This is a genomic window from Thiohalospira halophila DSM 15071 (assembly GCF_900112605.1).
GTDB classification, from domain to species: Bacteria; Pseudomonadota; Gammaproteobacteria; order Thiohalospirales; family Thiohalospiraceae; genus Thiohalospira; species Thiohalospira halophila.
This window is the reverse complement of sequence record NZ_FOMJ01000006.1, coordinates 93,514-118,887: the sequence shown is the minus strand read 5'-3', so window position 1 is coordinate 118,887 and position 25,374 is coordinate 93,514. Positions and strand designations below refer to the sequence as shown.

Sequence of the window (25,374 nt, the reverse complement as noted above, 5' to 3'; positions counted from 1 at the left end):
GCCATGTCCGCCGACGAGACCCCCTTCAAGTCCCTGAATATCGCCGTGCTCACAGTCTCCGACAGCCGCACCCGGGAGAACGACACCTCCGGCGATGCCCTGGAGGAGCGGCTCACCGCCGCCGGCCACCGGCTGGCGGAGCGGGATATCGTCGCCGATGACATCTATCTCCTGCGCCGGGAGGTGAGCCGCTGGATCGCCGACCCGGCGGTGGATGTGGTCATCACCGACGGCGGCACCGGCGTCACCGGTCGGGACGGGACCCCGGAGGCCATCGAGCCCCTGCTGGACCGGACCATCGACGGCTTCGGCGAACTCTTCCGCTGGCTCTCCTGGCAGGAGATCGGCACCTCCACCCTGGCCTCCCGCGCCCTGGGCGGGGTGGCCAACGGCACCTTCGTCTTCTGCCTGCCCGGCTCCACCGGCGCCTGCCGCACCGCCTGGGACCAGATCCTGGAGCGCGCCCTGGATAATCGCACCCGCCCCTGCAACTTCGCCGAGCTCATCCCCCGCCTGACCGAGGAGTGACCTCGGCTGCCGTCGTTGTGCATGGTTGTGCATAACGACGGCCCTTGCTAGGGTAGGCCCTCGTTCACGGAGGAGGGAGTTTCGAATGCGAGCAATCATTCCGGGCCTGGTGCTGGCCCTGGCGAGCCTGCCGGCGGCGGCGGAAACGGTGCGGGTGGCGGTGGCCTCGAATTTCGCCGGCACCCTGGAGGAGCTGTCCTCCGCCTTCGAGGCGGGCAGTGACCACGAGGTGCGGGTGAGTACTGGCTCCACCGGGAAGCACTACGCTCAGATCCGCAACGGCGCTCCCTTCGATCTCTTCTTTGCCGCCGACAGCCGCCGGCCGCGGCTGCTGGAGGAGAAGGGCCACGCCGTGGCGGGCTCGCGCTTCACCTACGCCCAGGGGCGGGTCGTCCTCTACAGCCCCGATCCCGAGGCCTTTGAGGACGGGCGCAATGCCCTCGAATCCGGCACCTTCCAGCGCCTGGCCATCGCCAACCCGGAGCTGGCCCCCTACGGCCTGGCGGCGAAGCAGGCGCTGACCAACCTGGGTGTCTGGTCCACCTGGGAGCCCCGGCTCATCCGGGGCGAGAACATCGGCCAGACCCAGCACTTCGTCCAGTCGGGGAATGTCGAGGCCGGGGTCGTGGCCCTGTCCCAGGTCATCGAGGCCGGAGGCAGCCAGTGGACCATCCCCGGCGATCTCCACGAGCCCATCCGGCAACAGGCGGTGACCCTCCCGTCCGGAGAAGACAACGAGGCGGTGGCTGCCTTCCTGACCTTCCTGCGCGGCGAGGAGGGGGCGGCCATCATCCGCGACTTCGGCTACTCGGTTCCGGAGTAGCGCATGACCGTCTTCGGCATCCCCGTGGAGACGGGGCCCATCTTCATCACTCTGCAGATGGCGGCGGTGACCACGGTGATCCTGCTGATCCTGGGTACGCCGCTGGCGTGGTGGCTGGCGCGGACCCAGCGGCGCTGGCGCGGGATGGTAGAGGCGGTTGTTGCGCTCCCGCTGGTCCTGCCGCCCACGGTGCTGGGCTTCTATCTCCTGGTGATGCTGGGGCCCCACGGGCCGGTGGGCGCCCTCTGGGAGGGCGCCGGCGGAGAGCGGCTGACCTTTACCTTCACCGGTCTGGTCATCGGCTCGGTCCTCTATTCCCTGCCCTTTGCCGTGCAGCCCCTGATGCACGCCTTCGAGCAGCTCCCGCGACGGCCGCTGGAGGCGGCGGAGACCCTGGGCGCCGGGCCCCTGGACCGCTTCTTCAGTGTGATCCTGCCCCTCTCCCGGCGGGGCTACCTGGTGGCGACCACGCTCGCCTTCGCCCATACCGTGGGGGAGTTCGGCGTGGTCCTCATGATCGGCGGCAACATCCCCGGCGAGACCCGGGTCCTCTCCATCGCCATCTATGACCACGTGGAGGTACTGGATTACGCCAGTGCCCATGTCCTCTCGGCCGGCCTGCTCGCCTTCTCCTTCCTGGTGCTGCTGGCGGTCTACGGCTGGGGGCGTCGCCCGGAGGCCACTCTGTGACCGCCCTCGAGGTACGGCTGGCGCAGGCCTACTCCGGCTTCTCGCTGGCGGCCGACCTACGGCTCCCGGCCAGCGGGGTGACGGCGCTGTTCGGCCCCTCCGGATCCGGCAAGACCACGCTCCTGCGGGCCATCGCCGGGCTGACACGCGCCCGGGGTCGGGTCGCCCTCGGCGGGACCGTGTGGCAGGACGATGCGACGGCTACCTTCGTGCCGGTCCATCGCCGCCGCCTGGGGTATGTCTTTCAGGAGGCGGCGCTCTTCTCCCATCGGCGCGTGCTTGCCAACCTGGAGTACGGTCGGCGCCGGCTGCCGACCGGCGTTGCCGCGCCGGATACCGGGACCGTGATGGAACTCCTCGACCTCGGGCCCCTGGCCGACCGTTGGCCAACGACCCTCTCCGGCGGGCAGCGCCAGCGGGTGGCCCTGGGCCGCGCCCTGCTCGCGGCGCCGGAGCTGTTGCTGCTGGACGAGCCCCTGGCCTCGCTGGACCAGGCGGCGCGCGAGACCATCCTCGCGTACCTGGAGCGGCTCCGGGACGAGACCGGCGTGCCCATGCTCTTCGTCTCCCATCAGGCCGGGGAGGTGGAGCGGCTGGCCGACCGGGTGGTGGCCGTCGACGGCGGATGGGTCGCGGAACCGCGGCCGGTTGCCGACTGGAGCGGGGATGCAGGCGAGGCGCCCACCATCGAAGTGGCGGGCGAGGGTGCTATAGTAGGGTCGTCCCTAACAGCCCTGCAGGATCTCGGCATGAGTGAAGAGGAGTCCCCCGGTGTCCGTGCCGGTGCCCGGTTGTGGCTTTCCGGCGGCGACGATGTCCAGCTCGGCGAGGGCCGGGTGGCATTGCTTGAGGCCATCGCCGAGAAGGGCTCCATCAGCGCCGCCGCCCGCCACATGGGCATGTCCTACCGCCGCGCCTGGAACCTGGTAGAGGCCATGAACCGGTTCGCCGATGACCCCCTGGTGACCACCGAGGCCGGTGGCAAGGGTGGGGGCGGTGCGGCGCTCACCGCCGCCGGGGAGCGGGCCGTGGCCAGCTACCGCGAGCTCCAGCAACGGCTGGAGGCCTTCCTGGAGGCGGAGAGCCAGCGACTCTCGGAGGAAGGAGGCGAGGAAGCCATCAAGGATTGAAATCCGGAGTGTCCAGCCGATCAGAAAGGGCCGGCCCCCGCGGGGGCCGGCCCTTTCTGTGTCGGGGTGTCACAACACCCCGGACCACCCCTACTGGTAGAAGAAGTAGAGCATGGTGATCAGGACCACCAGGAAGAGGACGGTCATGATCCCGCCGGCGCGCATGTAGTCCGCGTTGCGGTAGCCACCCGGACCCATGATGAGGGCATTGACCTGGTGCGTGGGGATGATGAAGGAGTTGGAGGTCGCCAGCGCCACCACCAGGGCGAAGACCATGGGATCGGCCCCGGCCTCGGCGCCGCCGGCCCCCCGCGCCATGGCGATGGCCAGGGGGACCAGCAGCACCGTGGCGCCGACGTTGGACATCACCAGGGAGAAGATGGTGGCCAGCACGGCGATGGTCGCCATCAGGACAATGGGCTCCACGTCCCCGAGCATGCTCAGTGTCTCCTGGGCGACCCAGGCCGCCGTGCTGGTCTGTTCCATGACGATTCCCAGCGGTATCAGTCCCGCCAGGAGGAAGACGGTACGCCAGTCCACGGCATCGTAGGCCTCGTCGATGGTCAGCACCCCGGAGAGGATGACGCCCAGTGCCCCGGTCATCAGGGCCACCGAGAGCTGGATGTCGGTGAAGAGGATCATGGAGATGGCCACCAGGAAGAAGCCGATGGCCCAGGGGGCCTTGTGCTCGCGCATCTCCTCGACCTCCACCGGCGTCGTCACGAGGAAGTCCCGGCTCTCCTTCTGGAGGAAGCCGATCTTCTCGTTGAGGCCGTGGACCAGGAGGGCATCGCCGGGCTGGAAGGGCCGGTCCGAGAGGCCGGAGCGGAAGACCTCCTGGCCCCGGGCAATTCCGACGATGTCGACGTTGTACTTCTCGCGGAACTGGAGCTCCCGCATGGTCTTGCCGATAAGCCGGGAACGGGGCGCGATGACGACCTCGGCGAGGCCGGCATTGGAGGGGCTCAGGTCGTCGGCGAAGGCGGTGAGGTCGTCGCGCTGCTGCAGGCCGTAGGCCTCAACGGCGCGGCGGACATCTTCCTGAGTGCCTACCATGGCCAGGATGTCACCGGCGCCGAAGACGGTGCGCCGGCTCGGCGCATAGACCTTCTCGCCATTGCGTTCCAGGGCGACGACACTGACGCCGTACTCGGTGCGCCAGGCGGCGGACTCGTGGTCCATCCCCACCAGGTTGCTGCCCCGCGGGACCTCCACCTCGAAGGTCTCGGTGGGCAGGCCGTAGGTCTCGGCCAGCTCGCTGGAGTCGGTGGCCAGGGTCTCGGTGGTATCGGTGTTGGAGGGCAGGACCCAGCGGCCGGCGATGATGAAGTAGAGGATGCCGGTGGCGATGAGGGCCAGGCCGATGGGGGTGACGTCGAAGAGATTCCAGGACTGCTCCACGCCACTGGTATGCATGAGGTCGTTGAGCAGGATGACGGGGCTGGAACCGACCAGGGTCACGGTGCCGCCGAGGATGGCGCAGAAGCCCATGGGCATGAGCAGTCGCGAGATGGGGATGTTGGTCTGCTTGGCGATCCGGGTCACCGCCGGGAGGAAGAGGGCCGCGGCGCCGATGTTCTGCATGAAGCCGGAGATGACGCCCACGGTGCCGGCGATGCCGGTAATGAGCCGGGATTCGCTGTTACCGGCGATGCGGATGATCGGCCGGGCGACCTTGTTCATGACCCCGGTCTTGTCCAGCGCAGCGCCGATGATGATCACCGCAATGATGGAGATGACCGCATTGGACGAGAAGCCCGAGAAGGCCTGGTCGAAGGCGATGAAGAGGTCCCCCTCCGCTCGCTCCGCGGTTCGGGCCACCTGGTCCGGGAAGATGGCCAGCCCCAGCAGCGGCAGGGAGACCATGACGATGATGGCAACCACGTCGACGCGGACGATTTCGGCAACGAACAGGAAGATCGTTACCGCCAGGATCCCGAGGACAAGCATCATCTCGGGGGTCAGTGTCAGTGTCTCGGTCATTCTCCTCGCTCCCCTCTCGCCAATGGGCGGAAAATCAACCCGGGATTATCCCACGGGCGGGCCCTGTCTCAAAACGCTGAGCGCGGTAATCCGCGATGTAACCAAGACGTCATGTGCTGGTGAAACACTGAGCAGTGCATTCGATCCCCAGGGAATGAGGCATGTTCTCCAATCTACCGACCATTGATGACGTACTCCGCCGGGAGCAGGTCGAGACGGTCCTGCAACCCCTGGTAGACCTGCGCGCCGGGCGGATCCTCGGCTACGAGGCGCTCTCCCGGGGGCCGGCCGATTCACCCCTGCACAACCCGCTGGTGCTGTTCGATGCGGCGACCGAGCAGGGCCGGCTGGTGGAACTGGAGACCCTGTGCCGGCGGCGCGCCATCGAGGCCTTCTCGGCCCAGGACCTTCCCGGCAAGCTGTTCGTGAACGTGACCCCGGATACCCTCCTGCAGGAGGATTTCCGACCGGGAATAACGCGCGAACTCATGCGCCGTGTCGGGGTTCCGGCCGAGCGGGTGGTAGTGGAGCTCACCGAGCACTTCCCCAACCCCGATTACGACGTGCTGCGCCGCGCCACGAACCACTACCGGTCCATGGGGTTCTCCATTGCCATCGATGACCTCGGTGCCGGCTACGCCGGCCTGCGCCTCTGGTCGGAACTCCGTCCGGACTACGTGAAGATCGACAAGCACTTCATCCGCGGCATCGAACAGGACCTGGTGAAGCGGGAGTTCGTCCGCTCCATTCAGGAGATCGCCACCGGCCTGGGCTGCGTGAGTATCGCCGAGGGGGTGGAGACCGAGGGCGAGATGCGCGCCATCCGCTCCCTGGATATCGCCGTGGGGCAGGGGTATCTCTTCGGTGCCCCGGCCTCGGCGCCCTCGCGCCATGTCCCGCCGGAGCTGCTGCATGGCGGAACCAACGGGGCCAGTGGACCGCGCTTCCGTCTGTCCGACGCGGTGACGAGCCTGCTGCGGGAGGCGCCTGCCGTGGGGTCGGAGACCCGGGTGGAGGCAGTGGGCGAGATGTTCCGCAACGCCGGCGGGCTGGATACCATCCCCGTGGTGGACCAGGTCGGGGCCCCGACAGGGGTCATCCGCCGGTCCCGCTTCATGGATGTCTTCCTCTCGCCCTACGGTCGCGACCTCCATGGACGGAAGCCGGTTCGCAGCCTGGCAGAGCCGGCCCTGGTGGTGGAGCACGATACCCCGGTGGAGGCGGTCTCCCAGCAGATCACCGACGGCGGCGGGGGCGAGCACGACTTCATCATCGCGCGCAACGGCGCCTATCTCGGCATGGGGGCCGTCATGGATCTGCTGCGCAAGATCACCGACCTGCAGATCCGCAACGCCCGCTATGCCAATCCCCTGACCCAGCTTCCGGGCAACGTCCCCATCTACGACTTCATCGATGACCTGCTGGGCCGACGGGCCGATTTCCATATCGCCTACTGCGACCTCGACCACTTCAAGCCCTTCAACGACGTCTACGGCTACAGCCAGGGGGACGAGGTCATCAAGACGGTGGCGGCCCTGCTGGTGGAGCACATGGACGATCGGCTGGATTTCGTGGGTCACATCGGTGGCGACGACTTCATTATCATCCTGCGGGGCACCGACTGGGAGGAGCGCTGTCGCGCGCTTCTCGACGCCTTCGCGGGGGAGGTGGGGCGGCTCTATTCCGACGAGGATCGAAGGCAGGGCGGGATCCGGTGCGAGGACCGCGCCGGCAACGAGACCTTCTTTCCCCTGCTCAGCCTCTCTATCGGCGTGGCCCATCCCGACCCGGAGCGTTGCGACTCCCATCACGACGTCGCCGCGCTGGCCTCAGAGGCCAAGCACCAGGCCAAGCGACAACCCGGGAACAGCCTCTTTCGCGATCGGCGGCGGGGAGGTCCGGACCCGGAGTCGGCTCGGTCCGAACGGCCCGCTCACAGCGCCTGAACCCCGAGTAGCCGATCCCCGGTACAGGAAGGATCAAAAAAGGCCGCCCCCGCAGCGCGGGGAGCGGCCCTCCAGGAGCCGGGCCAGGGGCCCGGTCCGGATACGCTTACTGGCGAATGCCGGGCGCGTTCACTTCCAGGCCGTTACTCATGTAGTTCTGGAAGTATTCGAGGTTGCGATACTCCTCGCTCTGGGCGGCGAACGGCTTGGCCCGGATGTTCCGGTTACAGCCGCCATACCGGCGGTGCATGGTACCGAAGCCGGCGAGGTCGCCGTCACCGCGGGCCTCCCACTTCTTGCGGTAGACCGGGAAGTGGGTGGGGTGGCCCAGGGCGGGGCTGAGGATGTCGGCCCGGATCTGCTGGCCGGCGGAGTCCATGTGGCAGTTGGCGCAGGCGAGGTTGAGCTGACCGCGCTTGGCGTAGAAGAACTGCTTGCCGTCCTCGTAGGCCGCCTCGGCCGCGGCGTTGGGGATCTCCACGTCGATGGTGTCACCGCGGGACTCGTAGCCCATGTAGGCGGAAACCGCGGCGAGCTTGCCCTTCTTCCAGCCGTAGGGCTCCAGGCCGGCGTCCTCGCGGCATTCGTTGATGGCGAGTTCCAGCGTGAGCACGCGCTCGTTCTCCTCGTCCCAGTGCGGGAAGTCGGCCTTCACGCCCGGGGCATCCTCACCGAAACACTGGCGATAGACGTCGGCATGCTGGTTGTAGAGCTCTTCGCCCTTGTCGACACCGGCCATGTAGGGAGGGAACTGCTCCATGGACTGCCACTCCATGCGCCGGGATTCGTTCACGGAGTAGACGCCGTTCTTGAAGTCCGCGAAGGGCGTGTCCGGGAACTTCTGCTGGAAATAGGCCCGGAAGTCCTTGAGGTCTTCCTGGGGGCTGGCGGTAGCCGCGGCGAAGGGGCCGGCGAGCAGGCCGGCGGCAGCGGCGGCAACGATGATCTTACGCATAATCTTGTTCTCCCGCTTGCGTGGCGACGACTAGCCGATGGAGGTTTCCATGGAGTCGGATTCGCCCTTGTTGTCGTTCCAGCTGATGGAGATGGTGTCGCCGGAGGAGGCGCCATCGAACCGGAAGGAGAGGTAGGGGTTCTTGGAGACGGCGGAGCCCATCTGGGCGACCAGGACCTGGTTGCCGTTATGGGTGACGGTCACCTCCTCGATGTAGTGGGCGGGGATCTTCTCGCCGGTGGAGGAGTCGGTGCGCTGGCCGGTCTCCATGGGGTGGGAGATCAGCGTCTTGACGTTGGCGGTGCCGCCCTGGACGGAGGCGCGGGCACGGATGGTGTTGCTGGCCATGGTCATGTACCTCGTTCGGTTGCTGGTGGGTCTGCGCGGGCTGTGTGTTTAGCCGCCGCAGCCGCCGATGGTCACCTTCACCTCCTTGCGGGCGGTGTAGCTGGTGCCGTTGGCGCGAACCAGGGCGATGACGTCGGAGGTCTCGCCCATCTTGATGCGGGTGGAGACGAACCCGTGGGTGTTGTCGGCCAGCTTGAAGTTACTGGTCAGGGGTGTGGGGTTCTTCTCCGAGATGATGGCGATGGACTCGACGCCGTCCATGTCGGTATCGACGGTGATCGGGACCACGGCGCCGTTCTCGGCGATGTCGGGGGCCTTGATGTTGATGTTGTCGGCGGCCTCCATGGAGGTATCGCCGAAGAGGTTGTCGAGGGCGTTATCGACGGACTCGGCCTCGAAGGCCTCCTTGGGCCAGGCGGCGAGGACGCGGCCGGGGGTGACGAGGCCGGCGCCGACGGCGGCGGCCATGGCCGAGCCGGCCAGGGTGCCCTTGAGGAAAATGCGACGGTTCATGGTCGTTTCTCCGTTGCGGTGTGGTCAGGTTCGCCCATCGAGTTACAAGTTGCGTGCCAAACCCGGAGCTCCACTAATCAGTGACTTATAACACGCCCCGCGGGCCGGTCGGTGCATTCTGCAACGGTCGTCGGTGCAATCTGCATCGTGCTCATTCCTCTCCCCCCTCCTCGTAGCGCTGCAGCCGCCGCCAGAGGGTGGTCTTGTTGATCCCCAGGGCGGCGGCGGTGCGTTCGCGATTGCCGTCGAAGCGGGCCAGGGTCTTCTCGATGTAGCGCCGCTCCAGTTCCGCCAGGGTGGGCCGGTCGGCGTCGATGGCCTCCCCGGCGCCCGTCGGCGCGGCGGGGGCCGGCTCGTAGTGGAGGGTCGGCCCGTCGGCCAGTGCCACGCAGCGCTCCACGGTGTTGCGCAGCTCCCGGATGTTGCCGGGCCAGTCGGCGGCGGTGAGCCGCTCCAGGGAAGCGGGGTCGAAGCCGGTGACCTCGCGGCCGTAGCGGTGAGCGAACTCGGCCACGAAGTGCTCCACCAGGGCGGGGATGTCCTCGCGCCGCTCGCGCAGGGCCGGCATGCGCAGGTTGACCACGTTGAGCCGGTGGTAGAGGTCGGCGCGGAAGGTGCCCTCGGCCACCCGCTGTTCCAGGGGCTGGTTGCTGGCGGCGATGAAGCGGACGTCGATGGGGCGCGGGGTGACGCCGCCCACCGGGGTGAGCTGCTGCTCCTGGACCACGCGCAGCAGCTTGATCTGCATGGCGTCGGAGATGTTGCCGATCTCGTCCAGGAAGACCGTCCCGCCGCTGGCCGTCTCCAGCAGCCCCTGCTTGGCACTCACCGCGCCGGTAAAGGCGCCCTTCTCGTGGCCGAAGAGCTCCGATTCCAGCAGGGTGTCGGTAAGCGCCCCGCAGTCGATGACCACGAAGGGGGTCTCGACGTAGTCGGAGTGGTCGTGCAGCGCCCGGGCGGCCAGCTCCTTGCCGGTGCCCGACTCCCCCTCGATGAGGACGTTGCAGCGGATGTCGGCGATCTTGTCGATGATCCGGTGGACCGCCGCCACCGCCTCGGAGTGGCCCACCATGCCGTGGCGCTGTTCGCGCTCGGCCAGGGCCTGGCGCAGTTGCTGGTTCTCCCGCTCCAGGCGGCGGTGCTCCAGGGTCCGCTCCACCTGGGCGCGCAGCTCGTCCATGTCGAAGGGCTTCTTGAGGAAGTCGCTGGCCCCCAGGCGCAGGGCCTCCACCGCGGAATCGACGCTGGAGTAACCGGTGAGGAGGATTACCGGCAGTTCCGGGTCCCGGGCCTGCAGCCGCTGCAGGACCTCCAGGCCGTCCATTCCCGGCATGCGCAGGTCGGTGATGACCAGGTCCACCGGGTCGGTCTCCGCGGCGGCCAGGGCCTGTTCCGGCTCGGTGAAGACCCGGCAGTGGTAGGGCGCATCCTCGCTGAAGCGGGCCATGATCTCCCCGGCCCGCGGGTCGTCGTCGATGTAGAAGAGGGTCGGGGTCGCCTCACTCATGGTCGCTCTCCGCGCGCGGCAGGCGGATGGTGGCGGTGACGCCGCCGGCGGCGTTGTTGCGGATGTCCAGCTGGCCGCCGTGGTGCTCCACGATGCCCAGGGTTACCGAGAGCCCCAGACCGCTGCCCTCGCCCACCGCCTTGGTGGTGAAGAAGGGGTCGAAGACCCGGTCCAGCCCCTCGGGGTCGATACCGGCCCCCTGGTCGGTGACGGTGACCACCACCTCGTCCTCCCCCTCGCCGCTGGCGGCGACCTCCACGGAGCCGCCGGCGGGGCTGGCGGCCACCGCATTGTCCACCAGGTTGGCCAGGGCCTGCTGCAGCAGGTGGCGGTCGCCGCGAACCCGCAGCCCCGCCGGCACCTCCACGCCGATGCCGACCCCGGCGGTGCGGGCGCGCTCGGCCACCAGGCGGGTGCTCTCGGCCAGCCAGGCGTCCACCTCCACGGTATGGAAGTCCGGCGGCACCTGGCGGGCGAAGTTGAGGATCCCGCGCACCGTCTCCGAGGCGCGCAGGGCCTCCTCGCGCACCGCCTCCAGGTCCCGGGCCAGCCGCTCGGGGCGGTCGGTCTCCCGGCTCATGAGCTTGGTCAGGGAGAGGATGTTGTTCAACGGGTTGTTGATCTCGTGGCCGATGCCGGCGGCCATCTCGCCGATGGAGGCCAGGCGGGCGCTCTGCAGGGCGCGCTGTTGCGCCTCGTCGCGCTCGGCGCGGGCCGCCTCCAGGGTATCCGCCATGTAGTTGAAGGCCTCGCCCAGCTCGCGGATCTCGGTGGGGCCGGCAGGCTGGACCCGGGCGCTGTGGTCGCCGTCGGCGTAGGCCTTCAGCCGTCGGGCCAGGTGGCAGACCGGGCGGGCGATGACCCGGGAGCCCAGCGGGATGAGCAGCAGCGCCAGCACCAGGGCGATGCCGGTAAAGACCCCGATGGCCGCGCGGATGCGCTTGAAGGGCTCGGCGAAGACCGCCTCCTCCACCTCCAGGGCCACCACCCAGCTCACCAGTCGGCCGGGGTAGGGGTAGTACTCCACGAAGTGCAGCCGCGGGCGGTCGGCCAGGTGGCCGTAGGGGCGCTGCATTACCGCCGTGCGCAGCGCCCCCAGGCCGGCCTCCTCCAGGTGGCGAGGGGTCCGGCGGAGGCGGTCGAAGCGCTGGTTGTCGCCGGAGTGGTGGAGGATCATGCCGTTGCGCCGCGGGTCGCCGGGCTGGACCTCGGCCACCGCCAGGGTTCCGGCGGGGAGCGAGGTCTTGTAGGCGAGGATCCGCTCGACGCGGCTGCCATCGGGGCTCACGGCCAGGTAGCCCACCGGTGCCGAGTCGCCGTCGCCGCCCAGCGGGGTGACCTGGTCCAGCAGGGCCGGCTCCACCCGCCGGTCCCGGCGCTGGCGGGACTGGGGCAGCAGGAGGTGGCGCACCTCGCCGGCCTGGATCCCCCGCAGCCGCTCCCGGAAGGTCGGGTCGGTGACCTCCGGCTCGGCCAGGGGCAGCGGGCCCAGGCCGGCATAGGGGGCGGGGCGGCGCTCGCCGTCGCGAACTTTCAGGACGGTATTCCCGCGATGGTCCAGCAGGCGGATGGTGTAGGAGCCCGGCAGGGTCTGCTGGAAGACGGTGAGGAAGTCCGCCAGCGCCGCCGCGCGCCGGGGCTGCTCCGGGTGGCGCCGGCCCTCGCGGGCCGCGGCGAGCACGGGGCGGAAATCGCGGATGCCGGGGGCCTCGGCCAGGGAGGCGACCATGGCGCGTTCCGCCTCCAGCTGGCGGTCGATCTCGGCGGTGAGGTTGTTCAGGGCGTCGATGATGGCCGCGCCGGTCTCCTCCCGCTGGGCGCGCTCGCCCAGCCAGGTCGCCCCCAGACCCAGCGCGGTGAGGGGGATGACGGTGGCTACCACCACCCAGACGAAGATGTGCGTTCGCAGATGCACCGGGGACCACCATGGGACAGGCCGATGGACCACGTTATACTGCATCCTTTGTCGACGCCAAGGACCGCCCCATGCGCCTGTGCCCCGGGTACCTGCTGTTTGTCGCCATGGTCGTCGTGCTGGCGCTGATGACCCTGCTGGGCGGCTGCGGCCAGAAGGGCGAGCTCTACCTGCCGGAAGACAACCCACCCGCCGAATCATCGGACTGATCCCCATGGACCATTTCCAGTATCGCGACGGCGAACTCTGCGCCGAAGAGGTGTCGTTGACCGCCCTCGCCAACGAACACGGCACCCCGGCCTACGTCTACTCCCGTGCCACCCTGGAGCGCCACTGGCGCGCCTTCGACGAGGCGCTGGCCGGGCGGCCCCACCTGGTCTGCTACGCCGTGAAGGCCAACGCCAACCTCGGCGTCCTGAATCTCCTGGCGCGGCTGGGCTCCGGCTTCGACATCGTCTCCGGCGGCGAGCTGGAGCGGGTGCTGGAGGCCGGTGGCGATCCCCACCGGGTGGTCTTCTCCGGTGTTGGCAAGAGCGATGCCGAGATCCGGCGCGCCCTGGAGGTGGGGATACGCTGCTTCAACGTGGAGTCGGCCGGGGAGCTGGAGCGGATCGCCGGCCACGCCCGGGAGATGGGCGTGGATGCGCCGGTCTCCCTGCGGGTCAATCCCGACGTCGATGCCGGGACCCACCCCTACATCGCCACCGGCCTGGCGGAGAACAAGTTCGGGATCCCGGTGGAGGAGGCCGAGGCCCTCTACCATCGGGCCGCCGAGCTGGAGGGGATCACCGTCACCGGGGTCGACTGCCACATCGGGTCCCAGCTCACCGATACCGCCCCCTTCGTCGCCGCCCTGGAGCGGGTCCTGGCGCTGGTGGACCGGCTGGCGCGCGCCGGCATCACGGTGGACCACCTGGATATCGGCGGTGGCCTCGGCATCCGCTACGCCGACGAGGCGCCGCCGGAGCCGGCGCAGTACGCCGCCGCCCTGGATGATGTCCTAGCCGGCCGCGACCTGGAGCTACTGGTGGAGCCGGGCCGGGCCATCGCCGGCAATGCCGGGGTCCTGCTCACCCGGGTGGAGTACCTCAAGCCCGGGCGGCGCAACTTCGCCATCGTCGACGCCGCCATGAACGACCTCCTGCGCCCCGCCCTCTACGGCGCCTGGCAGGCCATTGAGCCGGTGCGACCCCGCGGCGGAGCGGAGATCGCGACCTGGGACATCGTCGGCCCCGTCTGCGAGACCGGCGACTTCCTCGGCCGTGACCGTCCCCTGGCCCTGGCCGAGGGCGACCTGCTGGCGGTGCGCTCCGCCGGGGCCTACGGCTTCGCCATGGCCTCCAACTACAACACCCGCCCGCGGCCGCCGGAGCTCATGGTCGACGGCGAGGCCGTCCACGTGGTCCGCCAGCGTGAGCATATCGCCGACCTCTACCGCGGCGAGCACCTGATCCCCTGAGCCCGATGCCGTAATCCCGATCCCGGAGGAGGTCCCATGCTGCGCGTGGCCAGCTGGAACGTGAATTCCCTGAACGTCCGCCTGCCCCAGGTGCTGGAGTGGGCCGAGCAGCAGTGCCCCGACCTGCTGGCGCTGCAGGAGACCAAGCTCGCCGACGAACGCTTCCCCTCGCAGAGACTGGCGGAGGCCGGCTGGCAGGAGGTCCACGCCGGCCAGAAGACCTACAACGGCGTGGCCATCCTCGCCCGGGGCGAGGCGCACGATATCGTGACCGACCTCCCCGGCCTGGAGGATCCCCAGCGGCGCGTGCTGGCGGCCACCTACGGCGACCTGCGGCTGGTCAATCTCTACGTCCCTAACGGCAGCGAGGTGGGCTCGGAGAAGTTCGACTACAAGCTGCGCTGGCTGGAGGCGCTCAACGACTTCCTGGGCGAGGAGCTGGCCCGCCACGAGCAGGTGGTGGTGGTGGGCGACTTCAACATCGCCCCGGCCGCGGCGGACGTCCACGACCCCGAGGCGTGGGAGGGCCGGGTGCTCTTCAGCGAGACCGAGCGGGCCGCCTTCCAGCGGCTGCTGGACCTGGGGCTGGCGGATACCTTCCGCCTCTTCGACCAGCCGGAGGGGGTCTACAGCTGGTGGGACTACCGCATGAACCTCTTCCGCCGCGGCATGGGGCTGCGCATCGACCACATCCTCGCCTCGCCGGCGCTGGCGAAGGTCTGCACCCGCTCCACCGTGGACCCGGAGCCGCGGGGGTGGGAGCGCCCCTCCGACCACGCCCCGGCGGTGGCCGATTTCGACTTGCCGGCATCGACCGAAGCAGCAGGCGGAACGTAGCCGAAGGGGCTGAACAGGCCTGATGCCTTTCGGGCCCGGGGGGCTCCCCTCAGGTCCTCGACGGCAGGGATGCCGTCGTGGAGCCTACATGGACGTATGTACGGCGTACCTGAGGGGAGCCCCCCGGGCCCGAAAGGCATCCCCGGACAGTCGCAACGCGGTTTTACGTCTTACAGGGAATAGCCATGGGCAGCGTAGCGCGCATCACCCTCCAGCCCGGCGGCCCCGGGCTCCACGACCTCACCGACCGGCTGGTCGCCGCCGTGGCTGACAGCGGCGTGGCCGAGGGGCTGACCACCGCCTTCGTTCGCCACACCTCGGCGAGCCTGGTCATCCAGGAGAACGCCGACCCCTCCGCGCGCCGCGACCTGGAGGCGTGGCTGGCCCGGCTAGTGCCCGAGGGCGATTCCCTCTACACCCACACCGACGAGGGCCCCGACGACATGCCGGCCCACATCCGCGCCGCCCTCACCGCCACCAGCATCAGTATCCCGGTGGTCGGCGGGCGGCCGGGGCTGGGGACCTGGCAGGGGCTCTACCTCTGGGAGCACCGCCACCGTCCCGGGCGGCGCGAGATCCTCATCCACACGGGGGCCTGAGTGTACGGCGTCATCGCCCAGGCGGGTGCCCTCATCGCCATCGGCGTGGCCTGGCGACGGCTGCGACCCATGGGGCTGGAGGCCGACGCCCTCCGCCCGGCCCTCACCAGTCTGGTCTACATCGTCCTCCTGCCCGCCCTGGTCCTCTCCGTCCTCTGGGGGTCGGACCTCGGCCTGGATACCCTCCGCCTGGCGGTGGTGGCGGCGGCCTGCGTCCTGACCGGGCTGGCCCTGGGCTGGGCCGCCTGTCGCCTGCTCCGGATCCCGCCCGCCGCGGCGGGGGCGCTCATCCTCGCCGCCGGCTTCGGCAATTTCACCTACCTGGGCCTGCCGCTGCTGGAGGCGAGCTTCGGCGCCTGGGGGCGGGAGGTGGCCATCCAGTTCGACCTCTTCGCCGCCACGCCGCTGCTGCTCACCCTGGGGGTCGCCATCGCCGCCGCCCACGGTGACGGCCAGCGCCGTGAGGGGGCGCTGGCGGCGGTGGCCCGGGTCCCGGCCCTGTGGGCGGCGGCGGCCGGCGTGGCGCTGAACCTCGGCGGCGTGCCCACCTTCGCCTGGCTCATCGGCCTGCTGGAGACCCTGGCCGCCGGGGTCGTCCCCCTGATGCTCATCAGCACCGGTCTGGCCCTGCAGGGCGTGGCCGGTTGGCAGCAGCGGCTGGGGCAGGTAACGCCGGTCCTGGCCATCCGCCTGGCGCTCATCCCGCTGGGGGTGGCCTGGTTCGCGGCCGTGGTGGGGCTGGAGGGCGAACTCTGGCGGGCCACGGTGATTGAATCGGCGATGCCGAGCATGGTCATCGGCCTGGTCATCGCCGAGCGCTACGGCCTGGATACCCGCCTCTATGCCGAGGCCGTGACCCTGTCCACAGCGGTGGCCGCCGTGGTCCTGCCCCTGTGGTTCACCGCCCTGGGCGGCTGGTTGTAGGGCAGGCCGGCACGGCGTCGGACACTCCGGCGGCCCCGTGCTACCATCCCGGGATGTCCCGGAGGGGGCATGAAGTCAGGAGAGGGAGATGAAACGACTGCTCATTGCGGTACTCGGCCTGCTGGCCTGTGGCGTCGCCGCGGCGGAGACCGTCTATGTCAGCGACACCCTGCGGCTGGGGGTGCGCGAGGAGCCGGACAGCAGTCTCCCGGCCGAGAGCATTGTCGTCAGCGGCATGAAGCTGGAGGTCCTGGAGCGCGGCGAGGAGTATCTGCGCATCCGCACCGAGGGGGGCGAAGAGGGCTGGGTCAACGCCAGCTATGTCACCACCGAGCTCCCGGCGCAGCTCCGGGTGGAGCGGCTCAAGGAGGAGCGCGATCAGCTCACGGCCGAGGTGGAGGATCTGACCGGCCGGCTGGATGATGCCCGTAACCAGCAGGCGGCCCTGGCCCAGGAGCTGGAGAAGATGAACCAGCGCCACGAGGCGCTGGAAGGCGAGATCCGCCGGCTGCGGGATGCCCGTGCCGAGCTGGGCAGCCAGACCCCCTGGTGGATCTGGCTGGCCGCCGCCCTGGGGCTGGTGGTCCTCGGCTTCTCCGTGGGTGTGACCTGGTACCGCCACCACGTGGTCCGCCGCCTCCACGGCCTCATGCCGTAGACGCGGCGGGGCGGTTTCCCTAGGCGGTCCGGCCGGCGTAGAGCCGGGCCGCGTAACCCTCCGTCTTGGCGATGTAGTTACGGAAGTCGTCGGCGAAGTCCTCGGCCACCGAGGTGGTCGTGGTGGGCCGCTCCACCAGGGCGCGGTGCCAGGCGGCGACCTTCGGCAGCCCCTCGAAGAAGTCCATGGCGTGCCACTGCTCCAGCAGCTCGAAGCGCTGGAAGAGCGGGGCGTAGGCCGTGTCCACCAGGGCGAAGTCGGCGCCGTTGAACCAGGGCCCCTCTCCCAGTACATCCTCCAGTTGGCGCAGTCCGGTGAGGACCTCGTGGCGCTTCGCCTCGAAGGTCTCCTCGTCCGCCGCGGTGTAGAGCCCGTACTGCTTGAAGATGAGATCGGAGCCGAATTCGATCCAGGCGCGGTTCACCGCCCGGATCAGCGGATCCGACGGGTGCAGCGAGGGCGGGGTGACCTCGTCCACGTACTCATTGATGACCGCCGATTCGAAGACCACCGAATCGCCCACTCGCAGCACCGGGACCTTGCCGAAGGGCGAGATGGCCAGGAACCAGGAGGGCGGATCGGCCAGATCGATGTAGGTGATGTCGAACTCGGCGCCCTTCTCCTGAAGGGTGATCACCGAGCGCTGGACAAAGGGGCAGAGCCGGAAGCTGATGAGTTCCAAGGGGCCTCTCTCCAATCAGGGTGTGGGGGAACTGTAACCCGCCGGGCGGGACGCGGCCCAGCCCGGGCCATTCGTGCCGGCCGGTGGCCCGGCCATTGGCCGGGACGGACCGTTCGCGGGATTTGTACTCAGTCCAGATTCTAGTAGAATCACCCGACTCGAAAAGTAGGGAATTCCGCCGTCAGGGAACGACCCGAGGAGGCCCCGCCGGGGCACCCGAACCGCCCCATCGCCCGAGAGGTCCATCATGCCCGCGAACCTGGAACAGACCCGAGAGCAGCTCCAGCGCCACCACCGGGACGGCGAGCACTTCGCCGACCTCATGACCCGCTCCCACGCCGATCGCTTCGATGCCGACTTCTGGGAACACTGGGCCGACTACATGGAGGAGGTGCTCCCGGCGGAGCCGGTGGTCGTGGACCTGGGGAGTGCCACCGGCCTCTTCCTCAAGAGCATCGTCGAGCGCTACCCCGGCGCCCGCGCCGTAGGGGTGGAGTGCGCCCCCTGGATGCTCGATGCCATGGAGCCGCTCCCCCAGGGGGCGGAGGTGGTCTGCCAGGACCTGCACAATCCCGCCCTGCCGCTGGAGACGGGTAGCGCCGATGCGGTGCTGGCCTCCGTGGTCCTCCACGAGATGACCCAGCCGGTGCGGGCACTGCAGGAGGCGGCGCGCATCCTCAAGCCCGGGGGCCGCCTCTTCGTCCTGGACTGGGTGCGCGCCCCCCTGGCCGACTACGTCGCCACCCAGTCCGACGAGGCCACCGTCTTCGGCGCCGAGACCTCCCTGGAGACCCTGGAGGACCTCTTCGAGCACTTCGCCGAGCACAACCGCTTCTCCCGCGAGGACCTGGCCTACATGCTGGGCCGCTGCGGCTTCGACGTGGTGGAGAGCCAGCCCCTCAAGGGCGGGCGATTCGCCCGGGTCATCGCCTCGCGGAGGGCCGCCTGATGCTCGAGACCCTGGCGGAACTGCGCGACCGAACCATCTACCGGGTGACCACGGAGTCGGCCCCGGCGGTCTACTACATCGCGGACAAGGACGCCGGCGGGATCCTGGTCAACGCCCCGACCTGGTCCACCGCCCTGGCGGCGACGCTGCGCGATGCCGCCGAGCCCACCTACCTCTTCCTGCCCAGCCGCTTCGGCGTGCGGGATGTGGAGGCCTGGCGGGGCGAGGGGCTGGAGACCCTGGCCTGGGAGCCGGAGGTCGCCGCCATCGACGGCAGCATCGACACCCCGCTGAACAGCAAGGTCAAGCTCACCCGGACCATCGACTTCCTGCCCATGTCGGGTCGGACCGCCGGAAGCTGCGCCCTGCGGCTGAAGAACAAGCCCGGGGCGATCTTCTTCGGCCCCATCCTGGAGCCCGGGGAGGACGGCTGGCCCACCCTGGTCCTCCACGACGACGACGACAGCAGCGAGTCCCGCCTCTTCGGCGCCCTGGGGCTGCAGGACGTTACCTTCGACTACGCCTTCACGGATACCTTCGACCCGGCCACGACCCGCTACGGGCCGGGGGCCGGGGAGGCGGTGAACGCCGCCATCTCCGGGGTCCTGGAGGGCGACTGACGCAGCCGCGCCTGCGGTTCGGCGTGGCGCTCGCTGAAGTAGGCGTCCAGGCGCAGCAATAGCTGCGGCGTGGGCTCGAAGCCCTCCTCCTGTGGCCACGATACCGCCGGGGTCAGCTCGGCGAAGACCCAGTTCTGCCATAACCGCTGGCGGTAGTGGAGCCGGGCCACCGTCCGGCGGTGGCTGGCCTCCTCGGCCATCGCCCAGTAGCCCTGGATCTCGTAGCGGATCACCCGGTTACTGGACAGCTCCTGAAACAGGCGGGGGCCGGCGCTGTAGAACCACCCCTCCCGGGGCTGGTCGGCGTCCGCGGTGACCTGGAAGCGGCCCAGGTAGCCGGGCGCGAGCTGTCGGTCGACCTGCAGTCTCCCCCTGGATTCCCAGCCGGAGTCCGTGTACCAGCGCCACCGTTCGATGAACCGGCCGGCCCATGCACCCGGCATGGGGATGTTCTGGCGGTAGCGAACGCCCACGAACGCCTGCACACCCACCCCCTGGAAGCGGGCGCCACTCTCGTAGCGCAGATTCATCCGCTTGGAGACGTCCTGGACGAAGCGCAGGGTCAGATCGGTGATCCCGGCCTCGTCCTCCTCGCTCTCGGTGGTGGCGGTCCCGTCGGCGGGTAGGCCGGTCTCGTCCTCGTCGGCCCCGGTGATGGCCAGCTCCAGCCGCTCTTCCAGAGCCGGCAGGCGCAGGCGGGCGCGGATGTCCAGGGTGTGCGCCCCCGTCTCGCCCTCGCGCCAGAGATTGTCGTTGCGCAGGAGGAGGTGGCTGCGGTTGTCCTCCACCTCGATACGGTCGTCGATGAAGAAGCTGTCCAGCCACTCGGCGGTGCCGGTGACGCCCCGGGAGGTGCCGCTGTGGAGGCCGGCCAGGAGCCCGATACGGGCGGGTTCGGAGGCGGGAGGTACATCCTGGGCGGGGAGCGGCCCCGGCAACAGTGCCAGGGCCAGGACTCCGCACGGGGTGAGGGCACGGACACGGGTGGCCAAGGCCGGTGGCCGGTCAGTCGTCGCGGCGCGGCGGTTCGTCGTCGGGCCGGTCACCGGACGGCTCCTCGTCGGCCTCGGCGCGGTCCAGCTCGGCATCCATCTCCTCCTCGGAGAGGGGATGCCACTCATCCTCGGCCGCGTCGGTGTCGGTCTCTTCCCGCTGGCGGACGAAGAAACGGGAGAGGACCAGGCCCAGCTCGAAGAGCAGCCATACCGGTACCGCCAGCAGGGTCTGGGAGATGGCATCCGGTGGCGTGAGCAGCATGCCCAGGATGAAGGCGCCGACGATGACGTAGGGCCGCTTGGAGGCCAGCGCCTTCGGGCTGGTGATCCCTGCCCAGACCAGCAGGATGGTCGCCACCGGCACCTCGAAGGCCAGTCCGAAGGCGAAGAACATCTTGAGGACGAAGTCGAGATACCGGGCGATATCGGTCATCACCGAGACCCCCTCGGGGGCGGTGGCGGTGAAGAAGCCGAAGACCAGTGGCATGACCACGTAGTAAGCGAAGGCCATGCCGGCGTAGAAGAGGGCGATGCTCGAGGCCAGCAGGGGCAGGGCCAGGCGCTTCTCGTGCTGATACAGCCCCGGGGCGACGAAGGCCCAGAGCTGATGGAGGATCACCGGCACCGCCAGGAAGATGGCCAGCACCAGGGTCAGCTTGAAGGGGGTCAGGAAGGGCGAGGCCACCTCGGTGGCGATCATCCCGGCGCCCTCGGGCAGGTGCGCCATGAGCGGCGCCGCCACGAAGGAGTAGATGTCGTTGGCGAAGTAGAAGAGCCCCAGGAAGAGGACGATGACGGCCAGGACCACCTTCATGAGGCGGTCGCGCAGCTCCATCAGGTGGGTGAGGAAGGGCTGCTCCTCCTCCACCCGGGCGTCGGGCCCCGGCTCGGTTCCCTGTTCCTGCGGCTCCTGCTCGCTCATTCGCCCTTGCGCTCCCCGGTGGCGGGCCGGTCAGCGGGTTCCGTCCGGTCGGCCCGCGGGGCCTCTTCCGTGCCGGCGGCCTCGCCCGACGAGGACTCCTCGCCGGCTGCCGCGGAGCCCCCGTCGTCGCGGGCGCGCACCGCGTACTGCGAGCCGTCCCCGCCGGCATCCTGGTCCAGCTCCTCGGGGGTCTTCTCCAGGCGTTGACGGAGGTTGTTCAGCTCGGACTGCTGGGATTCCATCATCTTGCGCAGCTCCTCGGTGCGCAGCTCGCGATCGATATCCGAGCGCACGGAGCTGACGTAGCGGCGCAGCTTGCCCACCCAGCCGCCCACGGTGCGGGCCACCTCGGGCAGGCGCTCGGGGCCGATCACCAGCAGGGCGATGGTCCCGATGAGCAGCAGCTCCCAGAAGCCGAGATCGAACATGGGGCGAGGCTACTTACGCTTTTCGGCGTCGGCCTTCTCGGACTCCTCGCGCGCCTCGCCGTTGATCACGTGGCCCTCCTCGTCCTGCTCGGCCTGGAGCTTCTCGGGGTCGTCGGACTCGTTCTTCTCCTTGTCCTTGTCGCCCCCCTCCTCGCTGACGGCGGAGCGGAAGCCCTTCACCGCCGCGCCCAGGTCACCGCCGACGTTGCGCAGCCGCTTGGCGCCGAAGAGGACCAGCACGATGGCCAGGATGATGAGCAGTTGCCAGACACTGATACCCATAGGTCATTCCCCTGAAGAGTCGGATTGGTGGCCCTCGCCCCGGCGCGCCTTCTCCTCCAGACCGGAGAGGCCGAAGCGGCCGCGGAGCTCCGCGAGCACCGCCTCGGGGCCGAGCCCCTGCTGGGCCAGCAGCACCAGGCTATGAAACCACAGATCCGCGACCTCGTGCACCAGCGCATCCGGGTCGCCGTCCTTGGCCGCCATCACCGTCTCGGTGGCCTCCTCGCCCACCTTCTTGGCGATGCCGTCCACCCCCTTGTGGTAGAGGCCGGCGACGTAGGAGCTATCCGGGTCGGCGCCCTTGCGCGCCTCCAGGACCCGGGCGAGTTCGGCGAGGGTGTCGTCATTCATGGTGGTGGCTCCCGTAGAGTTGTTCCGGGTCCGTGAGCACCGGGTCGGTGACCACCCACTCCTCGCCCTCCAGGCGGTGGAAGAAGCAGCTCTCCCGGCCGGTGTGGCAGGCGGCGCCGCCGTGCTGCGTAATGGAGAGCAGGACCACGTCGCCGTCGCAGTCCAGGCGGATGTCGTGGACCTCCTGGACGTTGCCGGACTCCTCCCCCTTGGGCCAGAGCTTGCCCCGGGAGCGGGAGTAGTAGACAGCGCGGCCCTCGGCGGCGGTGCGCCTCAGGGCCTCGCGGTCGGCCCAGGCGAACATCAGCACCCGGCCGCTGTCGCGGTCCTGGGCGATGACCGGGACCAGGCCCTGGTCGTCGAAGGCGATGGCGTCCAGCCAGGCTTCGCTCATGGTCAACTCCGGTTCGGGGTCAGAGGCGGACCGGCAGGCCGGCCCGGTGGAGGTGGGCCTTGGCCTCGCCGATGGTGTATTCGCCGAAGTGGAAGATGCTCGCCGCCAGGACGGCGTCGGCGTGGCCGTCGCGCAGCCCCTCGGCCAGGTGGTCGAGGTTGCCCACGCCGCCGGAGGCGATGACCGGCACGCCCACGCGGTCGGCGATGGCGCGGGTGAGGTCGATGTCGAAGCCGTCCCGGGTGCCGTCGCGGTCCATGCTGGTCACCAGCAGCTCGCCGGCCCCCTCCTCCTCCATGCGCGCCGCCCATTCCACCGCGTCCAGGCCGGTGGGGGTGCGGCCGCCGTGGGTGAAGATCTCCCAGCGGCCCGGCTCCACCTGGCGGGCGTCGATGGCCACCACGATGCACTGGCGGCCGAAGCGGTCGGCGGCGGCGCGGACCAGGGCGGGGTCGTTCACCGCGGCGGTGTTGATGGCGACCTTGTCGGCGCCGGCGGCGAGCAGGGCGCGCACATCCTCCACCGCGCGCACGCCGCCGCCCACGGTGAGCGGGATGAAGACCCGCCCGGCCACCGCCTCGACCACCTCCAGGATGGTGCCGCGACCCTCGTGGCTGGCGGTGATGTCCAGGAAGGTGAGCTCGTCGGCGCCCTGCTGGTCGTAGCGCTGGGCCGCCTCCACCGGGTCGCCGGCGTCGCGGATGTCGACGAACTGGACCCCCTTGACCACCCGGCCGCCCTCCACGTCCAGGCAGGGGATGATGCGCTTGGCCAGGCTCATGCCGCGCCCTCCGGGCACAGCTCGTCGGCCAGCTGCTGGCCGGCGGCCAGGTCCAGGGTGCCCTCGTAGATGGCGCGGCCGGTGATGGCGCCGACGATGCCGTCCTCCGCCACGCCGCACAGGGCGCGGATGTCCTCCAGGGAGGAGACGCCGCCGGAGGCGATGATGGGGATCTCGGTGGCCCGGGCCAGGGCGGCGGTCTCTTCCAGGGCGAGGCCGGCGAGCATGCCGTCCCGGCCGATGTCGGTGTAGATGATGGCGGCCACGCCGTCGCCCTCGAAGCGCCGCGCCAGGTCGATGACCGACCACTGCGAGGTCTGCTCCCAGCCGTCGGTGGCCACCAGGCCGTCCCGGGCATCCAGGCCGACGATGACCCGGCCGGGGAAGTCGCGGCAGAGGTCGCCGACGAAGTCGGGATCGGCCACGGCGCGGGTCCCGATGATTACCCGGCCCACGCCGGCCTCGAGATAGCCGGCGGCGGTCTCGGCATCGCGGATCCCGCCGCCCACCTGGGTGGGCAGCTCCGGGTGGTTGGCGCGGATGCGGCGGATGATGTCGGCATTGCGCGGCGTGCCGGCGACGGCGCCGTCCAGGTCCACCAGGTGGAGGCGGCGGGCGCCCTCGTCCACCCAGCGGTCGGCCATGACCGCCGGGTCGTCGCCGTAGACCGTGGCGTCGGCCAGGTCGCCCTGGCGCAGGCGCACGCAGCGGCCGTCCTGGATGTCGATGGCGGGTATGATGTCCATGGCGTTCTCGTTACCGGCGGCCGCTAGGGGCGGCCATCCCAGGTGAGGAAGTTGGCGAACAGCGTCAGGCCGTGCTCCTGGCTCTTCTCCGGGTGGAACTGCACCCCGAAGACATTCTCTGCCGCCACCGCCGCCGTTACCGGATAGGGGTAGAGGGTGAAGGCGGCGATGGGGTCCGGACCGGCCGGCTCCGCGTAGTAGCTGTGCACGAAGTAGAAGCGGGCATCCTGGGGGATGCCGGCGAAGAGCGGGTGCTCGATGACCTGGTGGACCTCGTTCCACCCCATGTGCGGGACCTTCAGCCGCTGGCCGGTGGTCAGGTCCTGGAGGTTCTCGGGGAAGGCGCGCACCTGCCCGGGCAGCAGCCCCAGCCCGGCGGTGCCGCCGCTCTCCTCGCCGTGCTCGAACAGCGCCTGCATGCCGACGCAGACCCCCAGCAGCGGGATCCCGGCGGCCACGGCATCGGTGATGGCGGTGTCCAGCTCGCGGCGGCGCAGCTCCGCCATGCAGTCGCCCAGCGCCCCCACGCCGGGGAAGACGATGCGCTCCGCCGAGCGGATGGCGGCCGGATCGGCGCTGACCTCCACGTGGCTGGCGCCCACCCGCTCCAGGGCCTTGGCCACGGAGTGGAGGTTGCCGCTGCCGTAGTCGACGACGGTGACCTTGCCCCCCATGGCCTAGAGGCTGCCCTTGGTGGAGGCGGCCGCCCCGCCCAGGCGCGGGTCGGGCTCCGCGGCGGCGCGCAGGGCCCGGCCGAAGGCCTTGAAGGCGGTCTCGGCCACGTGGTGCGAGTTGTCGCCGCGCAGGTTGTCCACGTGCAGGGTCATCCAGGCGTGGTTCACCAGCCCCTGGAAGAACTCGTGGAAGAGGTCGGTATCGAACTCGCCCACCCACTGGCGCGGGAAGGCGACGTTCCAGACCAGCCCGGGGCGGCCGGAGAAGTCCAGCACCACGCGGGAGAGCGCCTCGTCCAGCGGGACGTAGACGTGGCCGTAGCGCTGGATCCCGGCCTTGTCGCCCAGGGCCCGGGCCAGGGCCTGACCCAGGGTGATGCCGACATCCTCCACGGTGTGGTGGGCATCGATATCGAGGTCGCCCACCGCACCCACCTCCAGGTCCACCTGGCCGTGGCGGGCCACCTGCTCGAGCATGTGGTCCAGGAAGGGGACCCCGGTGTCCAGAGTGGCGCGGCCGGACCCGTCCAGGTCCAGGGCCACGCGGATGTCGGTTTCCAGCGTCTGGCGCCGGACTTCTGCCTGTCGGCTCATGGCTCGGGCTACCTCGTGGATTTCGCCCCGTATTATACACATGAGGCCGGGGCCCTTGGCAGTCGGGCCTCTCCCTTTCGCCTGCTTGGGCGCATGGCGTGGACCATGGCATTATGCCAATTGGGGGAATAGAGGAGAGCG

General features: G+C 69.8%; 30 protein-coding genes. 13 read left to right on the top strand and 17 right to left on the bottom strand.

Features of this window, described 5'->3' with window-relative positions:
- Window positions 1-3: 3 nt before the first annotated feature.
- From moaB to BM272_RS09375, 4 genes are all read left to right on the top strand, one after another.
- Window positions 4-528: a molybdenum cofactor biosynthesis protein B gene (moaB, locus tag BM272_RS09390; protein ID WP_093428530.1), complete on the top strand. Its 525-nt coding sequence runs from the start codon at window positions 4-6 to the stop codon at window positions 526-528.
- Between the two features lie 85 nt (window positions 529-613).
- The gene (gene modA, locus BM272_RS09385; RefSeq protein ID WP_093428529.1) at window positions 614-1,351 is read left to right on the top strand and encodes a molybdate ABC transporter substrate-binding protein; all 738 of its coding nucleotides are present in this window, start codon (window positions 614-616) and stop codon (window positions 1,349-1,351) included.
- A 3-nt stretch (window positions 1,352-1,354) separates the two neighbouring features.
- Window positions 1,355-2,041, top strand: a complete 687-nt coding sequence (modB, locus tag BM272_RS09380) for a molybdate ABC transporter permease subunit (protein ID WP_093428528.1) — start codon at window positions 1,355-1,357, stop codon at window positions 2,039-2,041.
- Window positions 2,038-3,171 carry an ATP-binding cassette domain-containing protein gene (locus tag BM272_RS09375; protein ID WP_093428527.1) on the top strand — a complete coding sequence of 378 codons (1,134 nt, stop codon included), beginning with the start codon at window positions 2,038-2,040 and terminating at the stop codon, window positions 3,169-3,171. Before modB ends, BM272_RS09375 begins: the two co-directional genes overlap by 4 nt.
- A gap of 90 nt (window positions 3,172-3,261) precedes the next feature.
- On the opposite strand, the gene BM272_RS09370 is transcribed toward BM272_RS09375, so the two are convergent.
- Window positions 3,262-5,154: an SLC13 family permease gene (locus BM272_RS09370; RefSeq protein ID WP_093428526.1), complete on the bottom strand. Its 1,893-nt coding sequence runs from the start codon at window positions 5,152-5,154 to the stop codon at window positions 3,262-3,264.
- A 161-nt stretch (window positions 5,155-5,315) separates the two neighbouring features.
- Between BM272_RS09370 and BM272_RS09365 the strand changes: the two genes are divergently transcribed.
- Window positions 5,316-7,100, top strand: a complete 1,785-nt coding sequence (locus BM272_RS09365) for a GGDEF domain-containing protein (protein WP_093428525.1) — start codon at window positions 5,316-5,318, stop codon at window positions 7,098-7,100.
- Window positions 7,101-7,206: 106 nt separating this feature from the next.
- Here BM272_RS09365 and soxA read toward each other — a convergent pair whose 3' ends face one another.
- The 5 genes from soxA to BM272_RS09340 all read right to left on the bottom strand — a co-directional run bounded on the left by soxA (window position 7,207) and on the right by BM272_RS09340 (window position 12,338).
- Entirely contained in the window at window positions 7,207-8,055 is an 849-nt protein-coding gene (soxA, locus tag BM272_RS09360) for a sulfur oxidation c-type cytochrome SoxA (protein WP_093428524.1), read from the bottom strand.
- Between the two features lie 30 nt (window positions 8,056-8,085).
- Window positions 8,086-8,409 carry a thiosulfate oxidation carrier complex protein SoxZ gene (soxZ, locus tag BM272_RS09355; protein WP_317622790.1) on the bottom strand — a complete coding sequence of 108 codons (324 nt, stop codon included), beginning with the start codon at window positions 8,407-8,409 and terminating at the stop codon, window positions 8,086-8,088.
- A 42-nt stretch (window positions 8,410-8,451) separates the two neighbouring features.
- The gene (gene soxY / locus BM272_RS09350; RefSeq protein ID WP_093428523.1) at window positions 8,452-8,916 is read right to left on the bottom strand and encodes a thiosulfate oxidation carrier protein SoxY; all 465 of its coding nucleotides are present in this window, start codon (window positions 8,914-8,916) and stop codon (window positions 8,452-8,454) included.
- Window positions 8,917-9,067: 151 nt separating this feature from the next.
- Window positions 9,068-10,423 (bottom strand): sigma-54-dependent transcriptional regulator, encoded by a 1,356-nt coding sequence (locus BM272_RS09345; protein ID WP_093428522.1) that lies wholly within the window; start codon window positions 10,421-10,423, stop codon window positions 9,068-9,070.
- Window positions 10,416-12,338, bottom strand: a complete 1,923-nt coding sequence (locus BM272_RS09340; protein WP_143613221.1) for a sensor histidine kinase — start codon at window positions 12,336-12,338, stop codon at window positions 10,416-10,418. Before BM272_RS09340 ends, BM272_RS09345 begins: the two co-directional genes overlap by 8 nt.
- Before the next feature lie 71 nt (window positions 12,339-12,409).
- Here BM272_RS09340 and lptM point away from each other — a divergent pair, with 71 nt between their 5' ends.
- The 6 genes from lptM to BM272_RS09310 all read left to right on the top strand — a co-directional run bounded on the left by lptM (window position 12,410) and on the right by BM272_RS09310 (window position 16,815).
- Window positions 12,410-12,547 carry an LPS translocon maturation chaperone LptM gene (gene lptM / locus BM272_RS09335; protein WP_093428520.1) on the top strand — a complete coding sequence of 46 codons (138 nt, stop codon included), beginning with the start codon at window positions 12,410-12,412 and terminating at the stop codon, window positions 12,545-12,547.
- A gap of 5 nt (window positions 12,548-12,552) precedes the next feature.
- Window positions 12,553-13,797 (top strand): diaminopimelate decarboxylase, encoded by a 1,245-nt coding sequence (lysA, locus tag BM272_RS09330; protein WP_093428519.1) that lies wholly within the window; start codon window positions 12,553-12,555, stop codon window positions 13,795-13,797.
- A 39-nt stretch (window positions 13,798-13,836) separates the two neighbouring features.
- Entirely contained in the window at window positions 13,837-14,634 is a 798-nt protein-coding gene (gene xth, locus BM272_RS09325) for an exodeoxyribonuclease III (RefSeq protein ID WP_093428624.1), read from the top strand.
- A 185-nt stretch (window positions 14,635-14,819) separates the two neighbouring features.
- Entirely contained in the window at window positions 14,820-15,233 is a 414-nt protein-coding gene (locus tag BM272_RS09320; protein WP_093428518.1) for a secondary thiamine-phosphate synthase enzyme YjbQ, read from the top strand.
- Complete coding sequence (locus BM272_RS09315; RefSeq protein ID WP_093428517.1) at window positions 15,234-16,157, top strand: AEC family transporter; 924 nt, start codon at window positions 15,234-15,236, stop codon at window positions 16,155-16,157. It abuts the gene before it with no gap.
- An 88-nt stretch (window positions 16,158-16,245) separates the two neighbouring features.
- Window positions 16,246-16,815 carry a TIGR04211 family SH3 domain-containing protein gene (locus BM272_RS09310; protein WP_093428516.1) on the top strand — a complete coding sequence of 190 codons (570 nt, stop codon included), beginning with the start codon at window positions 16,246-16,248 and terminating at the stop codon, window positions 16,813-16,815.
- A 19-nt stretch (window positions 16,816-16,834) separates the two neighbouring features.
- On the opposite strand, the gene BM272_RS09305 is transcribed toward BM272_RS09310, so the two are convergent.
- The gene (locus BM272_RS09305; protein ID WP_093428515.1) at window positions 16,835-17,497 is read right to left on the bottom strand and encodes a glutathione S-transferase family protein; all 663 of its coding nucleotides are present in this window, start codon (window positions 17,495-17,497) and stop codon (window positions 16,835-16,837) included.
- 247 nt (window positions 17,498-17,744) lie between these two features.
- On the opposite strand from BM272_RS09305, the gene BM272_RS09300 reads away from it, so the two are divergent.
- Both BM272_RS09300 and BM272_RS09295 read left to right on the top strand, forming a co-directional pair.
- Window positions 17,745-18,446: a class I SAM-dependent methyltransferase gene (locus BM272_RS09300; protein WP_093428514.1), complete on the top strand. Its 702-nt coding sequence runs from the start codon at window positions 17,745-17,747 to the stop codon at window positions 18,444-18,446.
- Window positions 18,446-19,066, top strand: a complete 621-nt coding sequence (locus tag BM272_RS09295) for an MBL fold metallo-hydrolase (RefSeq protein WP_093428513.1) — start codon at window positions 18,446-18,448, stop codon at window positions 19,064-19,066. The genes BM272_RS09300 and BM272_RS09295 overlap by 1 nt, the downstream gene beginning before the upstream one ends.
- Here BM272_RS09295 and BM272_RS09290 read toward each other — a convergent pair.
- The 10 genes from BM272_RS09290 to hisB are packed head-to-tail and all read right to left on the bottom strand — an operon-like array spanning window position 19,003 to window position 25,233.
- Entirely contained in the window at window positions 19,003-20,058 is a 1,056-nt protein-coding gene (locus BM272_RS09290) for a hypothetical protein (protein WP_143613219.1), read from the bottom strand. The genes BM272_RS09295 and BM272_RS09290 overlap by 64 nt on opposite strands.
- A gap of 13 nt (window positions 20,059-20,071) precedes the next feature.
- Window positions 20,072-20,983 (bottom strand): twin-arginine translocase subunit TatC, encoded by a 912-nt coding sequence (gene tatC, locus BM272_RS09285; RefSeq protein WP_093428511.1) that lies wholly within the window; start codon window positions 20,981-20,983, stop codon window positions 20,072-20,074.
- On the bottom strand, window positions 20,980-21,411 hold the full coding sequence (tatB, locus tag BM272_RS09280; RefSeq protein WP_093428510.1) for a Sec-independent protein translocase protein TatB: 432 nt from the start codon (window positions 21,409-21,411) through the stop codon (window positions 20,980-20,982). The genes tatC and tatB overlap by 4 nt, the downstream gene beginning before the upstream one ends.
- Before the next feature lie 9 nt (window positions 21,412-21,420).
- Window positions 21,421-21,693, bottom strand: a complete 273-nt coding sequence (gene tatA, locus BM272_RS09275; RefSeq protein WP_093428509.1) for a twin-arginine translocase TatA/TatE family subunit — start codon at window positions 21,691-21,693, stop codon at window positions 21,421-21,423.
- Window positions 21,694-21,696: 3 nt separating this feature from the next.
- Window positions 21,697-22,044, bottom strand: coding sequence for a phosphoribosyl-ATP diphosphatase (locus BM272_RS09270; protein ID WP_093428508.1), 348 nt, complete (start codon window positions 22,042-22,044; stop codon window positions 21,697-21,699).
- Complete coding sequence (hisI, locus tag BM272_RS09265; protein WP_093428507.1) at window positions 22,037-22,438, bottom strand: phosphoribosyl-AMP cyclohydrolase; 402 nt, start codon at window positions 22,436-22,438, stop codon at window positions 22,037-22,039. The genes BM272_RS09270 and hisI overlap by 8 nt, the downstream gene beginning before the upstream one ends.
- 19 nt (window positions 22,439-22,457) lie before the next feature.
- Window positions 22,458-23,219 carry an imidazole glycerol phosphate synthase subunit HisF gene (hisF, locus tag BM272_RS09260; protein ID WP_093428506.1) on the bottom strand — a complete coding sequence of 254 codons (762 nt, stop codon included), beginning with the start codon at window positions 23,217-23,219 and terminating at the stop codon, window positions 22,458-22,460.
- Window positions 23,216-23,965: a 1-(5-phosphoribosyl)-5-[(5-phosphoribosylamino)methylideneamino]imidazole-4-carboxamide isomerase gene (gene hisA, locus BM272_RS09255; protein ID WP_093428505.1), complete on the bottom strand. Its 750-nt coding sequence runs from the start codon at window positions 23,963-23,965 to the stop codon at window positions 23,216-23,218. The genes hisF and hisA overlap by 4 nt, the downstream gene beginning before the upstream one ends.
- Before the next feature lie 23 nt (window positions 23,966-23,988).
- Window positions 23,989-24,639 (bottom strand): imidazole glycerol phosphate synthase subunit HisH, encoded by a 651-nt coding sequence (gene hisH, locus BM272_RS09250; protein WP_093428504.1) that lies wholly within the window; start codon window positions 24,637-24,639, stop codon window positions 23,989-23,991.
- A 3-nt stretch (window positions 24,640-24,642) separates the two neighbouring features.
- A complete protein-coding gene (gene hisB / locus BM272_RS09245; protein ID WP_093428503.1) occupies window positions 24,643-25,233 on the bottom strand; it encodes an imidazoleglycerol-phosphate dehydratase HisB in 591 nt (196 codons plus the stop codon).
- Window positions 25,234-25,374: the final 141 nt, after the last annotated feature.

Coding starts and splice junctions, on each gene's coding strand:
- tatC (WP_093428511.1), bottom strand. CDS start 20,983: ATGAGCGAGCAGGAGCCGCAGGAACAGGGAACCGAGCCGGGGCCCGAC.
- BM272_RS09365 (WP_093428525.1), top strand. CDS start 5,316: ATGTTCTCCAATCTACCGACCATTGATGACGTACTCCGCCGGGAGCAG.
- hisA (WP_093428505.1), bottom strand. CDS start 23,965: ATGGACATCATACCCGCCATCGACATCCAGGACGGCCGCTGCGTGCGC.
- hisF (WP_093428506.1), bottom strand. CDS start 23,219: ATGAGCCTGGCCAAGCGCATCATCCCCTGCCTGGACGTGGAGGGCGGC.
- soxY (WP_093428523.1), bottom strand. CDS start 8,916: ATGAACCGTCGCATTTTCCTCAAGGGCACCCTGGCCGGCTCGGCCATG.
- lysA (WP_093428519.1), top strand. CDS start 12,553: ATGGACCATTTCCAGTATCGCGACGGCGAACTCTGCGCCGAAGAGGTG.
- modA (WP_093428529.1), top strand. CDS start 614: ATGCGAGCAATCATTCCGGGCCTGGTGCTGGCCCTGGCGAGCCTGCCG.
- BM272_RS09300 (WP_093428514.1), top strand. CDS start 17,745: ATGCCCGCGAACCTGGAACAGACCCGAGAGCAGCTCCAGCGCCACCAC.
- BM272_RS09345 (WP_093428522.1), bottom strand. CDS start 10,423: ATGAGTGAGGCGACCCCGACCCTCTTCTACATCGACGACGACCCGCGG.
- lptM (WP_093428520.1), top strand. CDS start 12,410: ATGCGCCTGTGCCCCGGGTACCTGCTGTTTGTCGCCATGGTCGTCGTG.
- moaB (WP_093428530.1), top strand. CDS start 4: ATGTCCGCCGACGAGACCCCCTTCAAGTCCCTGAATATCGCCGTGCTC.
- modB (WP_093428528.1), top strand. CDS start 1,355: ATGACCGTCTTCGGCATCCCCGTGGAGACGGGGCCCATCTTCATCACT.
- BM272_RS09370 (WP_093428526.1), bottom strand. CDS start 5,154: ATGACCGAGACACTGACACTGACCCCCGAGATGATGCTTGTCCTCGGG.
- BM272_RS09320 (WP_093428518.1), top strand. CDS start 14,820: ATGGGCAGCGTAGCGCGCATCACCCTCCAGCCCGGCGGCCCCGGGCTC.
- hisI (WP_093428507.1), bottom strand. CDS start 22,438: ATGAGCGAAGCCTGGCTGGACGCCATCGCCTTCGACGACCAGGGCCTG.
- soxA (WP_093428524.1), bottom strand. CDS start 8,055: ATGCGTAAGATCATCGTTGCCGCCGCTGCCGCCGGCCTGCTCGCCGGC.
- soxZ (WP_317622790.1), bottom strand. CDS start 8,409: ATGACCATGGCCAGCAACACCATCCGTGCCCGCGCCTCCGTCCAGGGC.
- tatB (WP_093428510.1), bottom strand. CDS start 21,411: ATGTTCGATCTCGGCTTCTGGGAGCTGCTGCTCATCGGGACCATCGCC.
- hisB (WP_093428503.1), bottom strand. CDS start 25,233: ATGAGCCGACAGGCAGAAGTCCGGCGCCAGACGCTGGAAACCGACATC.
- BM272_RS09310 (WP_093428516.1), top strand. CDS start 16,246: ATGAAACGACTGCTCATTGCGGTACTCGGCCTGCTGGCCTGTGGCGTC.
- BM272_RS09270 (WP_093428508.1), bottom strand. CDS start 22,044: ATGAATGACGACACCCTCGCCGAACTCGCCCGGGTCCTGGAGGCGCGC.
- hisH (WP_093428504.1), bottom strand. CDS start 24,639: ATGGGGGGCAAGGTCACCGTCGTCGACTACGGCAGCGGCAACCTCCAC.
- BM272_RS09295 (WP_093428513.1), top strand. CDS start 18,446: ATGCTCGAGACCCTGGCGGAACTGCGCGACCGAACCATCTACCGGGTG.
- tatA (WP_093428509.1), bottom strand. CDS start 21,693: ATGGGTATCAGTGTCTGGCAACTGCTCATCATCCTGGCCATCGTGCTG.